13 protein-coding genes are annotated in these 17873 nt (G+C 72.8%); 6 read left to right on the top strand and 7 right to left on the bottom strand.

The genetic code is table 11. The annotated features are described in order from the left end of the window. Window positions 1–136 precede the first annotated feature (136 nt). The 3 genes from LUZ64_RS07685 to LUZ64_RS07695 are packed head-to-tail and all read left to right on the top strand — an operon-like array spanning window position 137 to window position 3530. On the top strand, window positions 137–1132 hold the full coding sequence (locus tag LUZ64_RS07685; RefSeq protein ID WP_095582430.1) for an NADPH:quinone oxidoreductase family protein: 996 nt from the start codon (window positions 137–139) through the stop codon (window positions 1130–1132). After that, window positions 1132–2379, top strand: a complete 1248-nt coding sequence (locus tag LUZ64_RS07690; protein ID WP_095582429.1) for an acyl-CoA dehydrogenase family protein — start codon at window positions 1132–1134, stop codon at window positions 2377–2379. The genes LUZ64_RS07685 and LUZ64_RS07690 overlap by 1 nt, the downstream gene beginning before the upstream one ends. Then, window positions 2376–3530, top strand: coding sequence for an acyl-CoA dehydrogenase family protein (locus LUZ64_RS07695; RefSeq protein WP_095582428.1), 1155 nt, complete (start codon window positions 2376–2378; stop codon window positions 3528–3530). Before LUZ64_RS07690 ends, LUZ64_RS07695 begins: the two co-directional genes overlap by 4 nt. Before the next feature lie 158 nt (window positions 3531–3688). Here the strand turns inward: LUZ64_RS07695 and LUZ64_RS07700 are convergent, their stop codons facing one another. The 3 genes from LUZ64_RS07700 to LUZ64_RS07710 form a co-directional block, all read right to left on the bottom strand. Next, complete coding sequence (locus LUZ64_RS07700) at window positions 3689–4642, bottom strand: DMT family transporter (protein ID WP_232389723.1); 954 nt, start codon at window positions 4640–4642, stop codon at window positions 3689–3691. A 115-nt stretch (window positions 4643–4757) separates the two neighbouring features. Then, on the bottom strand, window positions 4758–8132 hold the full coding sequence (gene lysX, locus LUZ64_RS07705; RefSeq protein WP_095582426.1) for a bifunctional lysylphosphatidylglycerol synthetase/lysine--tRNA ligase LysX: 3375 nt from the start codon (window positions 8130–8132) through the stop codon (window positions 4758–4760). Between the two features lie 59 nt (window positions 8133–8191). Further along, on the bottom strand, window positions 8192–10255 hold the full coding sequence (locus tag LUZ64_RS07710) for an APC family permease (RefSeq protein WP_095582425.1): 2064 nt from the start codon (window positions 10253–10255) through the stop codon (window positions 8192–8194). Between the two features lie 185 nt (window positions 10256–10440). Here LUZ64_RS07710 and LUZ64_RS07715 point away from each other — a divergent pair, with 185 nt between their 5' ends. Further along, window positions 10441–10632, top strand: a complete 192-nt coding sequence (locus tag LUZ64_RS07715; protein ID WP_095582424.1) for a hypothetical protein — start codon at window positions 10441–10443, stop codon at window positions 10630–10632. A 77-nt stretch (window positions 10633–10709) separates the two neighbouring features. On the opposite strand, the gene LUZ64_RS07720 is transcribed toward LUZ64_RS07715, so the two are convergent. From LUZ64_RS07720 to LUZ64_RS07730, 3 genes are all read right to left on the bottom strand, one after another. After that, a complete protein-coding gene (locus tag LUZ64_RS07720) occupies window positions 10710–12119 on the bottom strand; it encodes a family 2B encapsulin nanocompartment shell protein (RefSeq protein WP_095582423.1) in 1410 nt (469 codons plus the stop codon). Between the two features lie 108 nt (window positions 12120–12227). Then, window positions 12228–13646, bottom strand: coding sequence for a family 2B encapsulin nanocompartment shell protein (locus LUZ64_RS07725; protein WP_095582422.1), 1419 nt, complete (start codon window positions 13644–13646; stop codon window positions 12228–12230). A gap of 135 nt (window positions 13647–13781) precedes the next feature. Then, a complete protein-coding gene (locus LUZ64_RS07730; protein ID WP_095582435.1) occupies window positions 13782–14975 on the bottom strand; it encodes a phosphodiester glycosidase family protein in 1194 nt (397 codons plus the stop codon). Between the two features lie 309 nt (window positions 14976–15284). On the opposite strand from LUZ64_RS07730, the gene LUZ64_RS07735 reads away from it, so the two are divergent. Next, complete coding sequence (locus LUZ64_RS07735; RefSeq protein ID WP_232389722.1) at window positions 15285–16193, top strand: phosphatidylinositol-specific phospholipase C/glycerophosphodiester phosphodiesterase family protein; 909 nt, start codon at window positions 15285–15287, stop codon at window positions 16191–16193. Between the two features lie 408 nt (window positions 16194–16601). Continuing rightward, a complete protein-coding gene (locus tag LUZ64_RS07740; protein ID WP_107426645.1) occupies window positions 16602–16931 on the top strand; it encodes a hypothetical protein in 330 nt (109 codons plus the stop codon). Here LUZ64_RS07740 and LUZ64_RS07745 read toward each other — a convergent pair. After that, window positions 16925–17794, bottom strand: a complete 870-nt coding sequence (locus LUZ64_RS07745; RefSeq protein WP_095582419.1) for a YceI family protein — start codon at window positions 17792–17794, stop codon at window positions 16925–16927. The genes LUZ64_RS07740 and LUZ64_RS07745 overlap by 7 nt on opposite strands. Window positions 17795–17873: the final 79 nt, after the last annotated feature.

Genomic DNA, 17873 nt, shown 5'->3' on the forward strand with positions numbered 1-17873 from the left:
CCGCTCCTGGCCGCCCACCGGACGCCAGGGAGCGGGAACGAGCCCCTCCGGCGAGCGGGTACCCCTGTTCCCAGCCCTTACCGACCGCTTAGTATGCGACGCGTCCGCTCGCGGCACACCCCACCACGGAGGCCCCATGAAGGCATGGCGAGTGCACCGGACAGGCGAACCCCGCACGGTGATGCGCCTGGAGGACGCCCCGGAACCCGTGCCCGGCCCCGGCCAACTCCTCGTCCGCGTCCGGGCCGCGAACGTCAACTTCCCCGACGCGCTGCTGTGCAGGGGCCGGTACCAGATCAGCCCGCCCCTGCCGTTCACCCCGGGGGTCGAGCTCTGCGCCGAGGTCCTCGCGGGCGGCGAGGGCGTCAAGGCCGCGGTCGGTGCCCGGATCCTCGCGCGACCGGCCCTCCCGGCGGGCGGTTTCGCCGAGCGTACGGTCGTCGACGCCCGGAGCGCCCTGCCCGTCCCCGGGTCCCTGGACGACGCCGAGGCCGCGGCCCTCCACATCGGTTATCAGACCGGCTGGTTCGGCCTGCACCGCCGCGCCCGGCTGCGCGCGGGCGAGACCCTTCTCGTCCACGCGGCGGCCGGCGGCGTCGGCAGCGCGGCCGTCCAGCTCGGCAAGGCCGCCGGGGCCACCGTCATCGGCGTCGCCGGCGGCCCCGAAAAGGCGCGCACCGCCCGCGAACTGGGCTGCGACCTGGTGCTGGACCGCCACGCCGACGACGTCGTCGCGGCGGTGAAGGAGGCGACCGGCGGCCGCGGCGCGGACGTCGTCTACGACCCGGTCGGCGGCGACGCGTTCGTGTGGTCCACCAAGTGCGTCGCCTTCGAGGGCCGTATCGTGGTCGTCGGCTTCGCCAGCGGCACCGTTCCGCAAGCCGCCCTCAACCACGCCCTGGTGAAGAACTACACGATCCTGGGCCTGCACTGGGGCCTTTACCAGACCAAGGACCCGGCCGCCGTCCGCGCCTGCCACGACGAGCTGACGCACCTCGCCGACCGGGGCGCGGTCCGCCCCCTCGTCAGCGAGCGGGTGCCGCTGGAGGCCGCCGCCGACGCCGTCCAGCGCGTCGCCGACGGCACCACGACCGGCCGGATCGTCGTCGTCCCCGCCGAGGAGGCGCCCTGATGAGCCCCACCCACCCCGGCCCCGAGGCCGGGTCCGCCGGCCCGGAGGCCGTCGACGCCGCCGGGCTGCGCGCCCGTACCGCCGCGCTGCTCGCCGCCCACGACCCCGCCACCACACCGCGCCTCGACTTCCTGCGGGCCCGCTTCGACGCCGGGCTCGCCTGGATCCACTTCCCCGAGGGCCTCGGCGGGCTGGGGGCGCCGCGCGCCCTCCAGACCGTCGTCGACGAAGGCCTGGCCGCGGCCGGTGCCCCCGGGAACGACCCCCGCCGCATCGGCATCGGCCTCGGCATGGCCGCGCCCACCCTCCTCCAGTACGGCACCGACGAACAGAAGCGGCGCTTCCTGCGCCCGTTGTGGACCGGCGAGGAGGTGTGGTGCCAGCTCTTCAGCGAGCCGGGCGCCGGCTCCGACCTGGCCGCCCTCGCCACCAGGGCGGTGCGCGACGGTGACGGCTGGCGGGTCGACGGCCAGAAGGTGTGGACCTCCAGCGCGCACCTCGCCCGCTGGGCGATCCTCCTCGCCCGTACGGACCCCACGGTGCCCAAGCACGCCGGCCTGACCTACTTCGTCTGCGACATGACCGACCCGGGCGTCGAGGTGCGGCCGCTGCGCCAGATCACCGGCGAGGCCGAGTTCAACGAGGTGTTCCTGACCGGCGTGCGCGTCCCCGACGCCCACCGCCTCGGCGCCGTCGGCGAAGGCTGGCGGGTCGCGCGGACCACCCTCATGAACGAGCGCGTCGCCATCGGCGGGAGCGGCGCGTCCGGAGCGCCCGGCGAGACCAGGGAGACGGGCATGCTCGGGCTCGTCACCGACACCTGGCGCGCCCGCCCCGAGCTGCGCACCCACGACCTCCACCAGCGGCTGCTGGGCCTGTGGGTGCAGGCGGAGGCCGCCCGGCTCACCGGCGAGCGGCTGCGCCAGCAGCTGCGGCGCGGCCGCCCCGGGCCGGAGGGCTCGGGCCTGAAGCTCTCCTTCGCCCGCCTCAACCAGGAACTCAGCGGTCTGGAGGTCGAGCTGCTGGCCGAGGACGGCCTGGCGTACGGCGACTGGACCATGACCCGGCCCGAGGTCGTCGACTTCACGGGCCGTGACGCCGGTTACCGCTATCTGCGGGCCAAGGGCAACTCCATCGAGGGCGGCACCTCGGAAGTGCTGCTCAACATCGTCGCCGAGCGCGTACTGGGCCTGCCGCCCGAGCCCCGCACCGACAAGGACCTCCCGTGGAAGGACCTGCCCCGATGACCCCGCCGCCCTCAGCCGCGTCTTCCGCCACCGCGCCGGACCTGCTCTACTCCGAGGCCGAGGAGGACCTGCGCGCGGCCGTCCGCTCCCTGCTCACCCACCGGGGCGCCCCCGCCACCGTGCTCGCCGAGGCCGAGAACGGCCGGCCGTACGACGCGGAGCTGTGGCGGTCCCTGGCCTCCGGCATGGGAACGGCGGGGCTCCTCGTGCCCGACAAGCTCGGGGGACAGGGCGCGACCGCCCGCGAGGCGGCCGTCGTCCTGGAGGAGCTGGGCCGCTCCGTCGCCCCCGTGCCCTACCTCACCGGCGCCGTCCTGGCCGTCACCGCCCTGCTCGGCTGCGACACCGCCGAGGACGCGGTGGCCGCGCCGCTCGCCGCGCTCGCCGAGGGCCGCCGGGTGGGTGCCCTCGCCGTGCCGCTCACGACCTGGCCGGGCGCCCGGCCGACGGAGACCGTACGGGCGGCCGGACGTCGGCCGCTGCTCAGCGGTGAGGTCACCGCCGTCGCGGGCGCGGCCGGGTCGGACCTCCTGCTCGTGCCGGCCGACACCGGGCTGTACGCCGTGGACACCGAAGCGGAAGGCGTCCGGATCACCCCGGTCACCTCGCTGGACCTCACCCGGCCGGTCGCCCGCGTCACCCTCGCCGAGGCCCCCGGCAGCCTGCTCGCCGGACCGGGCCGCGCCCGCGCCGCCGTCGACGCCGCGCTGCTCACCGGCGCCGGCCTGCTCGCCTCGGAACAGCTCGGCGTCGCGGAGTGGTGCCTGGAGGAGACCGTGCGCTACACCGGCGAGCGGCGGCAGTTCGGCCGTCCCGTCGGCTCGTTCCAGGCGCTCAAACACCGGCTGGCGGCCCTGTGGCTGGAGGTGGCGTCCGCGCGCGCCGTGGCCCGCAACGCCGCCGACGCCCTCGCCACCGGCTCGGTGGACAGGGCGGTCGCCGTCGCCGTCGCGCAGTCCTACTGCGGCGAGGTCGCGGTGCGGGCCGCGCAGGAGTGCGTACAGCTGCACGGCGGAATCGGTATGACCTGGGAGCACCCGGCACACCTCTACCTCAAGCGCGCCAAGAGCGCCGAGCTCGCGCTCGGCACCCCGGGGCGGCACCGTGCGACCCTGGCCCGGCTGGTGGACCTGCCGGGCCCGCAGGACTGACGCCGCCCGTCACGTACGGCTCCGGGAGCGGGCGGCTCCGGCAGCGGGTGCCGGCCGGAGCGGTGCTTTCGGAGGTGGTGCTTTGCGGAGTGGGGCTTCCCGAAGCGGTGTCTTCAGGACCGGTGCCTTCAGGCGCGGTGCCTTCAGGCGCGGTGCCTTCAGGAGCGGGCGCCGGCTCCGGCCGGCTCCCGCTCGGGCTCGCGGGTGCCCGGCCCGGAGGCCACGGTCACCGACCGCGGGGCGGCCGCGCGGCGCACCGTCGCGACCGCGACACCGGCCAGGACGAGCAGGCCGCCGCCGACGGCGCTCGGCGCGGGGACGTTCCCGAGCAGGGCCGCGTCCAGCGCGAGCGCGGCGACCGGCACCGCGTACAGCACGAGCGAGGCGGTGGAGGCGGTGGTCGCGCGCAGGGTGCGCGACCAGGTCCAGAAGGCCGCCGCGGTACAGCCGAGGCCCAGCCAGAGGACCGCCGCGGTGCGGTGGCCGTCCGCCGCCGCCACCTGTCCGACGGCGTCGGGCGCCACGGCCAGCAGGGGCAGCAGGCCGAAGAGGCTGCCGTAGAAGACGCATTCGGCGCCGGAGTACTTCTTCAGCAGCGGCTTCTGGAGCGCGAACGACGTGGCCTGGGTCGCGGCGGCGGCGAGGACCGTGAGCGCGCCCATGAGGGAGCCGCTGCCGCCGCCGGTCGTGACCGCGACCAGCAGCGCGCCGGAGAGGGCGACGCCCAGCCCGGCCAGGCCGCGCCGGCCGGGCCGGTCGCCGAGGAAGGCCATGCCCAGGACGGTGGTGAAGACCGGTGAGGCGGCGATCAGCATCGCCGCGGTGCCCGCGTCGACACTCTCCTCGCCCGCGCAGAGCAGCACCTGGTAGGCCGTCATGCCGGTGAGCCCGAACGCCGCCATGCGCAGGGCGTCGGCACGCCGCAGCCGGCCGATCTTCCCCAGCGCCAGGAACGGCAGGAGCAGCACCACGGTGACGGTGATCCGCAGCAGGGCGATCGCGGCGGGGGAGTAGTCCGGCAGCGCGACCTGGATCGCGGTGAACGCGGATCCCCACAGCACCGCCGTCGCGGTCATGGGAAGCCAAGGGGTCGCCGCACGCTGTGCCGCCATGGAAAACACCACCAGCTCGGTCGGAAAGGACTGAGCTGTCAAATTAACAACGGGCGATCTATAAGGCAAATAATGAATTCTATTTCTTCCTCAAAGGAAGTCTTTTAGTGTGTGGTCAGCGCCTGCGTACCAGCGGGAATGGAAGCGTCTCCCGGATCGACAGTCCTGTCAGGAACATGACCAGCCGGTCCACTCCCACCCCGAGCCCGCCCGTCGGCGGCATCGCGTACTCCAGCGCCCGCAGGAAGTCCTCGTCCAGCTCCATCGCCTCCGGGTCGCCGCCCGCCGCCAGCAGCGACTGCGCCGTCAGCCGTCGCCGCTGCTCCACCGGATCGATGAGCTCCGAATACGCGGTCCCCAGCTCCGTGCCGAAGGCCACGAGGTCCCAGCGCTCGGCCAGCCGCGGATCCGCGCGGTGCGGTCGGGTCAGCGGCGAGACGTCGGTCGGGAAGTCCTTGTAGAAGACCGGCAGCTCCGTCCGCTCCTCGACCAGCCGCTCGTACATCTCCAGCACGATGTCCCCACGCCCGTGCTCCGGCCTGTGCGGCACCCCGGCGGCGTCGCAGTGCCGCCGCAGTGCCGCCACGGACGTGTCCGCGCCGACCTCCTCGCCGAGCGCTTCCGAGAGCGCCCCGTAGACGGTCTTCACCGGCCACGTCCCCGAGATGTCGTGCTCGACCCGCCTGCCCCCGGCGTCCGTCCGCAGTGCCACCGCCGAGCCGTGGGCCGCGACGGCCGCCCCCTGGATCAGCTCACGGGTGAGGTCGAGCATCACGTCGTAGTCCGCGAACGCCTGATACGCCTCCAGCATCGTGAATTCGGGATTGTGCTTGTACGAGACGCCCTCGTTGCGAAAGGTGCGGCCCATTTCGAAGACCTTTTCCATGCCGCCCACGCACAGCCGTTTCAGATACAGCTCGGGCGCGATCCGCAGATACAGATCGAGGTCGTACGCGTTGATGTGGGTGGTGAAGGGCCGGGCGTTCGCGCCGCCGTGGATCTGCTGGAGCATGGGCGTCTCGACCTCCAGATAGCCCCGGTCGAGCAGCCCCTGCCGGAGGGCCTGCACGGCCGCGCTCCGGGCCCGCACGGTCTGCCGGGCCTCCGGCGAGACCGCCAGGTCCACATAGCGCATCCGCACCCGCGCCTCGGGGTCCGCGAGCCCCCGGCGTTTGTCCGGGAGCGGGCGCAGGCACTTGGCGATCATCCGGCTACGGGTCACGAAGACGGTCGGCTCGCCGTGGTCCGTGGTGCCCACCTCGCCCTCGGCCTCGATGTGGTCACCGAGGTCGACGTGGGCGGCGAAGGCCCGCAGGCACCCCGCCCCCGAGTCGTCGCGGGTGAACGTCAGCTGGAGGTCGCCCGACCAGTCGCGCAGCACCGCGAAGGCCACCCCGCCGTGGTTGCGCACCAGCAGCACCCGCCCGGCCACCGTCACCCGCTCGCCCGTACGCGCCGACGGCGGCAGGCCCGGGTGCGCGGCCCGCACGGAGGCCAGCGAGTGCGTGCGGCGGGCGTCCACCGGATACGGGTCGACCCCCGCGGCCCGCAGCCGCTCCAGCTTGTTCCGCCGCACCCGCACCTGCTCCGGCAGGCCCGCGAGCTCGTCCCGCTCCGCGGCCTCCCCGGCGTCGGCGAGACCGAGCTCGGACAGCGACGGCAGGCCCGCGGTCGAGGCGGGAGAGACCACGCCCCGGGGCCGCCGGCCCCGGCGCCACAACGTGCCCAGGCTCGGCACGGAGACGAACCCCTCCGCGATGCCCGCCGCCAGACCGATCCGGGCCAGGGCTCCCGTGTCCGCGTAGCACAGGAACCGCGGGTGCCACTCGGGGTTGTACTTGACGTTCGACCGGTAGAGCGCCTCCAGCTGCCACCACTTGGAGAAGAACAGCAGCAGACGGCGCCACAGCCGCAGCACCGGCCCGGCACCGATCCGGGCGCCCTCCTCGAACGCGGAGCGGAAGACCGCGAAGTTCAGCGAGACCCGCTTGACGCCGAACCGGCCCGCCTGCGCGCACAGCTGGGCGACCATGAACTCCATGACGCCGTTGGGGGCGGCGCGGTCCCGGCGCATCACGTCCAGCGACACCCCGTCGCGCCCCCAGGGGACGAACGACAGCAGCGCGATCATCCTGCCCTCGCTGTCGAACGCCTCGACCAGCAGGCAGTCGCCGTCCGCCGGGTCGCCCAGCCGGCCCAGCGCCATCGAGAAGCCGCGCTCGGTCTCGGTGTCCCGCCACGCGTCGGCGCGGTGGATGACCTCGCCCATCTCCTCGTCCGAGAGCGCCGAATGGCGCCGGATCCGGGTGGTCGCGCCCGTACGCTCCACCCGGTTGACGGCCTGCCGGGTCACCCGCATCTCCCGGCCGTCGAGGTCGAACGCCGCGACCTGGAGGATCGCCTCGTCGCCCAGTTGCAGCGCGCCCAGCCCCGAGCGCGCGTACGCCTTGGCCCCGGCCTCGCTGGCCCCCATCACCGCGGGCTGCCAGCCGTAACGGCCCGCGAGCTCCAGCCACGCGTCGATCGCCGGCGTCCACGCCTCCGGGTCGCCCAGCGGGTCACCGGAGGCCAGGGCGACCCCGGCCTCGACGCGGTAGGTGACGGCGGCCTTCCCGCTGGGGGAGAACACCACGGCCTTGTCGCGGCGGGTCGCGAAGTAGCCCAGCGAGTCCTGGCTGCCGTAGCGGCCGAGGAGGGCGCGGATGCGCGGTTCCTCGTCGTCGTGCAGCGCCGCCTCCAGACGCTGCGAGCGGAAGAGCGTCATGGCGGCGTTGAGCAGCGCCAGCGCGCCGAACAGACCGAGCAGGAAGTACAGCCAGTGCGGCGGGTGCCCGTCGAAGTGCCGCCCGCTGACCAGACCGCCGCACACCTTGTTGGCGACGAACAGCAGCCGGTTGCCGCCGCCGGGCTCCAGCGAGCCGGGGAACAGCGACACCAGCCCCCAGCCCAGCAGCACGGCGGCGCCGAGACCGGCCGCCAGCACCAGCAGCGCCCGCAGGAACGCGCCGCGCCGCGACGCCGCGTAGAACTCCCGCCGGGCGAGGATCAGCAGCGTCATCGCGGCGACGCAGAGCACCAGCGAGGGGATCGTGTCCCAGTAGCCCACGGCCAGCAGCAGTACGTCGGCCACCAGCAGCAGGGTCAGATAGCCCAGGACGAACCAGAGCGTGACCCGCTTGCGGGCCGCCATCGCCGCCGCGAGGAGCAGCAGGAAGACCGCGTAGGCGAGGTTCGGGGCCGTGGGGACGGTCAGCGTGTCCAGCGCGTCGGTCAGCGGCCGGACCGCGCGCCGCAGCGGTGTGATCAGGGACGTGACCGCGCAGAACAGGCCCAGCAGACCGAAGAAGATCGCGAAGCCGTTGGGCACCCGGTGCAGCAGCCGGCGCCAGGCGGATCCCCGGCCCTCGGGGCCCTCCCGGCGGTCCCGCGCCCGCTCCGCCGCGGCGGGCGGGCCCGTGGCGTGCTGCGCGTCCGGGGCTGTGCGGCTCATTCCGCCAGCCTAGGCACGCCGCGCCCGGCATGCCCGCCGAGCACCGCGCACCGGTGACGTCACCTCCCTCCGTCCGGGGTGTCCGGCCCGGCAGGGGCCGGCGGGGCGAGGTGCGGCACCGCCGCGGGCACCCCACGGCGTACGGAGCCGGGGGCCCGGGCCACGGTCCGGTGGCGCCGGCGGACGGAGGAACTGAGCTGCCACGGCACACTGATGACCATCACACCGGGGACGAACAGCAACCGTCCCTTGAGCCACAGCGCCGACTGGTTGTGCAGGAGGTTCTCCCACCAGTGCCCCACGACGTACTCGGGGACGAAAACGCTCATGATGTCGCGCGGGCTCTCGCGGTTGATCGCACGCACGTACCCCACCACCGGGCGGGTGACCTCGCGGTAGGGGGACTCCAGGGTCTTGAGCGGCACCTCGATCCCGTACGCGTCCCACCGCTCCCGCAGGGCCCGGGCCTCCTCGGCGTCGACCGCCACGTTGAGGGCCTCCAGCGCGTCGGGCCGGGTGGCCCGCGCATAGGCGAGCGCCCGCAGCGTCGGCCTGTGGATCTTGGATACGAGCACGACGGCGCGCACCCGCGACGGCAGGGCGCCCGCCTCGGCGGCGTCGGTGACGGCGAGTTCGGCGTCGGTGTTGTCGTAGTGGCGCCGGATACCGCGCATCATCAGCCACAGCAGCACCGCGGCGATCACCGCGAGATAGGCGCCCTGGGTGAACTTCGTCAGCAGCACGATGACCAGGACCAGGCCGGTGACCACGGCCCCCACCGCGTTGATCGTCCGCGCCGTGTGGATCCGCCGGCGCACCGCCGGGGCGGGCCCCTCCCGCAGCTCGCCGTTCCAGTGCCGGACCATGCCCGTCTGGGAGAGCGTGAAAGAGGTGAAGACACCGAGGATGTAGAGGTGGATGAGGCTGGTGACCGACGCGTCGTAGGCCCACAGCAGGGCGGCTGCGACCAGGGCGAGGGCCAGGATGCCGTTGGAGAAGGCGAGCCGGTCGCCCCGCGTGTGCAGCTGGTGCGGCAGATAGCGGTGCTGGGCCAGGATGGACGCCAGCAGCGGGAAGCCGTTGAACGCGGTGTTCGCGGCCAGGATCAGCACGAGGGCGGTGGCCGCCTGGATGTAGAAGAATCCGAAGCCGTCCGTGCCGCCGAAGACCGCGGCGGCGAGCTGGGCGATGACGGTGAGCTGCGGCGCGGTCCGGCAGTCACCGTCGAAGCCGGTCAGCCGGCAGGTGTCGGCGGCGATCCGCACATCGGCGATCAGGGCGAGCGCGGTGATCCCGGAGAACATCAGCACCGCGATCAGCCCCATCGCGGTCATCGTCGTCGCGGCGTTGCGGGACTTGGGCTTGCGGAAGGCGGGCACGCCGTTGGAGATGGCCTCCACACCGGTCAGCGCCGTACAGCCGCTGGAGAACGCCCGGAGTACGAGCAGCAGGAGTGCCAGGCCCGCCAGGTCGGTGTCACCCGGGTCCGGGGTGATGCCGTAGCGGGCGGACTCGGCCACCGGGGCGTCACCGGCGAGCCAGCGGATCAGCCCGGTCGCGCAGAGCACGACGATGCCGGTGATGAAGAGGTAGGTGGGGGCCGCGAAGGCCCGGCCGGACTCGCGCAGGCCACGCAGGTTCACCGTCGCCAGCAGCATCACGAAGCCCACCGCGAGGGCCGTGCGGTGCTCGTTCCAGGAGGGGAAGGCGGAAATGATGTTGTCCACGCCGGAGGCGACCGAGACCGCCACCGTCATCACGTAGTCGACCAGCAGCGACGCGGCCACCACCAGCCCTGCCGACGCGCCCAGGTTGGTCGACACCACCTCGTACGAGCCGCCGCCGGACGGATAGGCGTGGACGACCTGCCGGTAGGACAGCACCACGACGGCCATCAGCGCCACGACCGCCAGGCCCACCCAGGTGGTGAAGTGGAGATAGGCGAGGCCGCCGAGAGTGAGCACCAGCAGGATCTCCTGCGTGGCGTAGGCGACGGAGGAGAGCGGGTCGGACGCGAAGATGGGCAGCGCCAGCCGCTTCGGCAGCAGCGTCTCCTGAAGGCCCTCGCTGGGAAGTGCCCTGCCTACGACCAAGCGCTTGACCGCGTCCACGAATCTCGCCACGCCCGTGAGCGTAGAGCGGCGTTCCCGCTTCAGGAGCTATCGAGAGATACGAAAGTAAGGGAAAACAGCCGAACCAGTGAATTCATACCCGAATGGAGTACGGCGGCCTTCGCGGATAACGGTCCGCAATGGGACAGACTGGCGACAACCGCGCCGCCCGGAAGGTGCCGTCTGGAAGGTTCGCCATGGCTGTCTCGATCTCCGTGGTCCTACTGCTGCTGATCCTGGCGGTGGTGTTCCTCCGCAACGGACTGAAGGCGTCCCACGCCTTGGTCTGCGTCCTGCTCGGATTCTTCCTAGCGAGCACGAGCGTCGCCCCGACCATCTACGACGGGATCTCCGCCACCACGCGCATCGTCGGCGGCGTAAGGCCCTGACGCCGCGGATCCCCCCGGCCGGCCGCGCCGACGGGAGGGATCCACGGACATCGGGGCACGCGTGTCGCTACCGCTCGCTACCCGCGCCCGATCTCGACGTCCTCCAGGACGCCGAGCGCGTCCGGCACGAGGATGGCCGCGGAGTAATAGGCGCTCACCAGGTAGGACGAGACCGCCTGCTCGCTGATGCCCATGAAGCGCACATTGAGGCTCGGCTGGTACTCGTCCGGGATGCCGGTCTGGTGCAGACCCACCACGCCCTGGTTCTCCTCGCCCGTCCGCATGGCGAGGATCGAGCTCGTCCCCGACTCGGTCACCGGGATCTTGTTGCAGGGAAGCAGCGGCACCCCGCGCCAGGACCGCACCGCCGTGCCCAGGACGTCGACGGCCTGTGGGTAGAGGCCCCGGCTCGTGCACTCCCGGCCGAACGCCGCGATGGTGCGCGGGTGGGCGAGCAGATACTGCGTCTTGCGGCGCCGGGCCAGCAGCTCGTCGAGGTCGTCCGGGGTGGGCGGGCCCGTCCGGGTGTGGATGCGCTGCTTGAGGTCGGCGTTGTGGAGCAGGCCGAACTCGCGGTTGTTGACGATCTCGTGTTCCTGGCGCTCGCGGAGCGCCTCGACGGTCAGCCGGAGCTGCTGCTCCAGCTGGCTCATCGGCTCGTTGTAGAGGTCGGCGACGCGGGTGTGCACCCGCAGCACCGTCTGGGCGACGCTCAGTTCGTACTCGCGCGGCGCCGGCTCGTAGTCCACGAACGTGCCCGGGATCGCCGGCTCGCCCGTGTGCCCGGAGGTCACCGTGATGTCGGCCTCACCACGCCGGTTCAGCGGCGGGTGGGTCCGCGAGGCGAAGCCCGCGACGTGCTCGCGCAGCGCCTCGGAGCGGTCGGCGAGCTCCTGGAACGCCTGGAGGGGGAGCGCCAGCACGGTGCAGCGCGTGACGGCCCGCACCGTGAACGGCCAGGTGGCGTCCGGCTCCAGGGGCACGGTCTCGCCGAAGTAGTCGCCGTCGGCCAGCACGCCGAGCACGGTCTCGTCGCCGTACTTGCCGGGGCCGGTGCGGTTGAGCTTGCCGTGGGCGATCAGGAAGATGTGATCGGCCGGGGCGCCCACCTCGACGAGTGTGTCGCCCGCCGCGTACTCGCGCTGGACGAAGCCCTCCGCCAGCGCCTCCAGCGCGGCGCCGTCCTCGAAACCCCGCAGGAGCGGCAGCTCGCCCAGCTCCGGCGGGATGACCCGCACCTCCGTGCCGGTCGAGATGAACTCGACCCGGCCGTCACCGACGGTGTAGGTCAGTCGCCTGTTCACCCGGTACGTGCCCGCGGACACCTGCACCCACGGCAGCACCCGCAGCAGCCAGCGGGAGGAGATCCCCTGCATCTGCGGTACGGACTTCGTCGTGGTGGCGAGCTGCCGTGCCGCGGCTGTGCCCAGGCTCAGCTGGGACTCGCCGGCCTGCTCGGCGTGATCGGGCTCCACTGACGTGGTCATAGCTGGTCATCACCCATCTGTTGCGTTGTCCGGCTGTTGCGTTCTCCGGCGCGGAATGCGCGGTGCTTTTCGGAGCCTTTCGGGCGAGGGCGCGCGGCGCCTCGCGGGTCAGTGCCCGACTTCGACGTTCTCGAGAATTCCCAGCGCGTCGGGGACCAGGACGGCCGCGGAGTAGTAGGCGCTCACGAGATAGGAGATGATGGCCTGCTCGCTGATTCCCATGAACCGCACGGAAAGGCCCGGCCGGTACTCGTCGGGAATTCCCGTACGGTGCAGGCCGACCACTCCCTGCGCGTCCTCTCCGGTCCGCATCGCCAGAATGGAACTGACGCCGTTGTCGGTGACCGGGATCTTGTTGCAGGGGAAGATGGGCACGCCGCGCCAGGCGGGCACGGAGTGGCCGCCGACCTGCACGGGGTCGGGGTAGATGCCCCGGCTGTTGAACTCGCGGGCGATCGCCGCGATCGCGCGGGGATGGGCCAGCAGGAAGCCGGGGTCCTTCCACACGGTGGCCAGCAGCTCGTCGAGGTCGTCCGGGGTGGGCGGGCCCGAGCGGGTGTGGATGCGCTGCTTGAGGTCGGCGTTGTGGAGCAGGCCGAACTCGCGGTTGTTGACCATGTCGTGTTCCTGGCGCTCGCGGAGCGCCTCGATGGTCAGCCTGAGCTGCTGCTCGACCTGGTTCATCGGCTCGTTGTAGAGGTCGGCGACGCGGGTGTGCACCCGCAGCACCGTCTGCGCCACACTCAGCCCGAACTCGCGCGGCGCCAGTTCGTAGTCGGCGAAGACGCCGGGCAGGGCCGGCTCGCCGGAGTGGCCGGAGGCGACGTCGATGGCCGCTTCCCCGTGCTCGTTCTGCGGGCGGCCCGTGGTGGTGCGGAACGCCGCCACATGGGAGCGCAGTTCCTCCGAGCGCTCCAGGAGCGACTCGAACTCCTGGCGGGGCAGCGTCAGCACCGTACAGGCGGTGACGGCCTTGACCGTGAAGTCCCACTCGCTCGCCTCGGGCGCCGCGAGCGCCCGGTCGCCGAAATACCCGCCGTCGGCCAGCACGCCGAGCACGGCCGGGTCGCCGTACTCGCCCTCGCGCTCCTTGTGGACCTTGCCGTGGGCGATCAGCACGACCTGATCGGCCGGCTGCCCGGCCTCCACCAGCACCTCGCCGGGCCGGAACTCGCGCTGCGTGAAGCGGCCCGCCAGCTCCTCCAGCACCGCCGGGTCCGAGAAACCGCGCAGCAGCGGCAGCTCGCCCAGCTCCGCGGGGATGACCCGCACTTCCGCGCCGGTGGAGACGAACTCCACCCGGCCGTCGCCCAGTGTGTGTGTCAGCCGACGGTTGACCCGGTACGTACCTCCGGGGACATGGACCCACGACAGGAGACGCAGCAGCCACCGCGAGGAGATGCCCTGCATCTGGGGTACGGACTTTGTCGTGGTCGCCAGATTCCGTGCGGCCGCGGTGCCCAGGCTCAGGGAGCCCGGCCCGTTATTACTGTCGGCGTCGGTGCCGGTCTCCACTGACGTCGTCATATTTGAATTCCCACCCATCCATTGCGGAACTGCCCCTTGCGGGCCCCGACGGTTGCTTTCCGCTTGCGCAACCTCGAAGCTATCAGCGGGATTTGGCCGCCGCAGTCACTCGAATGGGTGGATTGATCGACGATGTTAAGTTCGGATAAAAATGCCGATGCCGTTCGCGACCGCTCGTTCCGTCCCGCCCGACGGATGGTTCCGCACCGCGGTGCGGCCGTCGTCGGGATCGCGGGTGACCATCGTGCTCGAACCCCCGCCGTCGAGGTTCAGGGCGTCGTCGGCCCCGAGCTCCCGCATGACGTCGGCCAGTTCCGCGATGGTCAGGCCGGTGCGGTAATCGGTGGCGCCGTCCAGCGCCAGCAGGTAGAAGACGCGCCCGCCGCCGCCCGAACCCGCCGCGGAGCGGACGGCCGAGGCCACGCCGTCCAGCCTCGCCAGAGGCTGCCCACCGCGCAGCACCGGGAACCCACCGACCGCGAAGCGCAGGGCGCCGGGTTTGGTGGAGTCCAGGCGCTCCTTGACGCGCACCGTGTCACCCACGCGCAGCTTGCGGAGCTCGCGCGCCCCCGCCTCGCGCCCCACCAGCACCACCGAGCCGGAGGCGATCGTGCCGCGCCCCGGCCGCTCCGCCACGGAGGCCACCCGCCCGCGCCGCACTGTCACCTCGTAGGTGTCACCGCTGCACGGCGCGCTCCGGTCGGTGTCCGTCCCGCAGACGGCGCGCAGCCGTGAGGCGCCGCCCCACGCGGGGGTGTACGCGCCGATGCCGCCGACCGGCAGCGCGTACTGGTTCAGCCCGCGCAGCGTCAGCCTGCGGCCCGCGGCGGTCACCGTGCCGCCCAGGGTGAGCCGGTCGAGCCGGGCCCTGCCGTCCGTGCCGACGCCGATGACGTCGCGGGTCGTGACGCCCGGCGGCATCGCGGGCCCGAAGCGCTGGCCGTTCGGCACCGCCGCGCCGAGCCGGCGGCCGCCCGCGACGGACGGCCCCACCGGGGCGCCGGTCGCGTCCACGCCGGGATGCTGGGTCTCCGTGATGTTGAAGAAGTCGCCGTTGATCCCGCCGACCGCGCCGCGCTGGGACACCATCCGGGAGACCGTCGACCGAGCGGCCACCGAGCCCGGGTACAGCAGATCCACCGAGATGGCCGCGACGTCCAGATTCGCCGTCAGGAGATGGCCGTACGCCGGGCCGTGCGAGGCCGCCAGCGAGAACTCCTGATACGTCACGCCCGGCGCCACCGGAGCGAGGGCGCCGAGCCGCACGGCCGTCCGCGGCCCCTTGTCCGCCCAGGCCGTCCCCCCGCCGACCAGCGAGGTCCATGCCATCAGAATCGCGAGTACCGCGCGCACGCGGCTGCTACGTCTCTTCACAGTCACCCCAGAGGTCCCGTCAACTCTGGCACGGCACAAAAGAGTTCACCATGCCCCGAAAGAACGACAGGGAACGTACCGACGTCGACGCGGGCAACTCTCGGCACGTCCCTGCCCATCAGCCCGTCGGGCCCGGATACTCACAGGTGTCAGCCCCCGCGGGCCGCCGGCCACCGCACCCCGACGCCCATCGACCCGGGAGACGCCATGACCCCTGCCATGCCCCCCGTCGCGAAACCCGTCGCGAAACCTGTCGTCAACTCCGTGAACCCTGTCGCGAACCCGGCCGCGTCCCCCCGTACGCGCCGCGCCGCCGTCGTCACCCTCGGGGCCGCCCTCGCGGGAGCCTTCGCGGGCCCCGCCCTGGCCGCCCCGACCCCCCGGGTCGAGGCGGACGCGGAGGCCGAGGCCCGCCGGCTCGCCGGTCCGCCGCTGGGCCGTGCCCACGCGCACAACGACTACGAGCACCCGCACCCGCTCGCCGACGCCCTCTCCCACGGCTTCGGCAGCGTCGAGGCGGACATCTGGCTGGTCGGCGGGAAGCTCCTCGTCGCCCACGACGCGTCCGGGCTCGATCCCACCCGCACCCTCGAATCGCTCTACCTCGAACCGCTGCTGCGCCGGGTGAGAGCCGGGCACGGCCGTGTCTACGAGGGGTACGACCTGTCCCTGCAACTGCTCGTCGACATCAAGACCGCGGGCGCCCCCACCTACCGCGAGCTCGCCCGGCACCTGCGGCGCTACCGGTCGATGCTCAGCTCTTGCGTCGGTGAGCGGGTGCGCCGGGGCGCGGTGACCGCGGTCGTCTCCGGCGACCGGGGCGCGCGGGTGCCCATGGCGACGGAGCGGGTGCGGCGGGCCTTCTACGACGCCCGGCTCGCCGATCTCGGCACCGGCGTCCCGGCCTCCTTCGCCCCGCTCGTCAGCGACAACTGGAACACCAAGTTCAGCTGGCAGGGGGTGGGGCCGATGCCCGGGCCGGAACGGGCCGAGCTGGCGCGCGTCGTGTCCCTGGCGCACGCCGAGCACCGGCGGGTGCGGTTCTGGGCCACACCCGACCGGCCCGGCCCGGCGCGCGAAGCGGTCTGGCGGGAGCTCCTCGCGGCCGGTGCGGACCACCTCAACACCGACGACCTGGCGGGGCTCGAGGCGTTCCTCCGCGCGGCCGGCTGAACGCCTTGCGTACGGTTCGACAACCACCGTCGGATCGTAGGGTTATGGGATAAAGCGGACGTGGGCGCCACGCGGTGACGGGACGGTGTTTTCGCCCGGTCGTACGACCGGGCGTACCGGTGGGGGCGGGGGCGGACGCGCTGCCGGACGCGCGGTGGAATGTCATGATCCGGAGCGGAAGATGTGGCGGTACCGTCATCGCCCGGTGGCGGAGGTGCGGACGCGGGGAGCCTGGACCGTATGACCGCTTCCTCTGGTCCACCCGGCCCGCCCGGTCCACCCGGTCCGCCTTACGGTCCCCCTCCTCCTCCGCCACCGCCTCCGGGCGGGTTCGGCCCCGGCCGGCCGCCCTGGGATCCCGAGCCACCGCCCGGCGGTGACGGCGGCGGCAGGCGGATCGTCGTCGCCGTGGTCGTGCTGGTGGTCATCGCGGCGCTCGCGCTGGGCGCCGTGCTGTTCATCAGGGACGGTGACGGCGAGGAGCGGGACGGGCCGGGCGGGAGAAGCCCCTCCGCGGGCCCGTCACCGTCCTTCACCTTCCCCGGCGGACTGCCCTCGGGGCTGCCGACGGCCCTGCCCAGCGGACTGCCGACGCGCCTGCCCACGAAACTGCCCACCAAGCTGCCGTCGGGGTTCCCCACGAGCTGGCCCAGCGGATTCCCCACCGAACTGCTGCCGCGGCTCCCCGACAGCAAGCCCGTCGTGACCGCGGGCCGGGCGCCGGACAGCGGTCACTGAGCGGGCACGGCCTGGATGTCGAGCTCGATCCGGATGGTCGCGCCGATCATGGCGATCCCGCGCTGGAGCATGGAGCGCCAGTCCAGGGTGAAGTCCTCGCGGTGCAGCTCGGTCGAGGCCGAGCAGGCGGTACGGGTCTCGCCCATGACGCCGGTGCCGATGCCCAGGTACCGGGTGTCGAGGGAGACGTTCCGGCTGACGCCGTGGAGGTTGAGCACGCCCTGGACGGTCCACCGGGAGCCGCCCCGGTGGACGAAGCGCTCGCTGGTGAACTGCATGTGGGGGAACGCGGCCACGTTCAGGAACCCCGCGGAGCACAGGTGCGCGTCGCGCTGGGCGACGCCGGTGTCGATGCTCGCGGTCTCGATGACCACGTCGAGCCGGGAGTCCTCCATGCGCTCGCCGATCCACAGGGAGCCCTCGAACCGGTTGAACCGGCCGTGGACCTCGGCGAGTCCGATGTGCCGGGCGATGAAGCGCACGGCCGTGTGGTCGGGATCGATGCGCCACGCGCCCGGCGAGGGCATGGAGGGCGTCGGCGCCGGCTCCAGGGCCAGCGGGTCGAGGCTGGTCCGTACGCCGTCCGTGGACTCGAAGGTGCGGCGTACGGGCGTGAACCCCTCGGCGGTCACGGCGAGGCTGTACTCGCCCGGCGCCACGGTCGCCGCGAAGCGGCCGTGGGGGTCGGTCTGGCCGTGGACGACCTCCTGGCCGTGGACGTCCCGGACGGACACCTCCGCTCTGTGCATCGGCAGGCGTACGGGGTCGAGGACGACACAGTCGAGGGCCCCCGCGCCGTACGGGATCGGAGCGTTCTCCCCGTAAGGAGAACGCTTGTAACGGCGCAGCAGGGCGAAAGCCATCCCAAAGGACCTTTCCGTGACCAGAAGGTGATTGAAGAGTAGATCACCATATTTTGGCACTGATAGGCAAAACGCCTTA

It is taken from the genome of Streptomyces albireticuli, assembly GCF_021228125.1.
GTDB classification, from domain to species: Bacteria; Actinomycetota; Actinomycetes; order Streptomycetales; family Streptomycetaceae; genus Streptomyces; species Streptomyces albireticuli.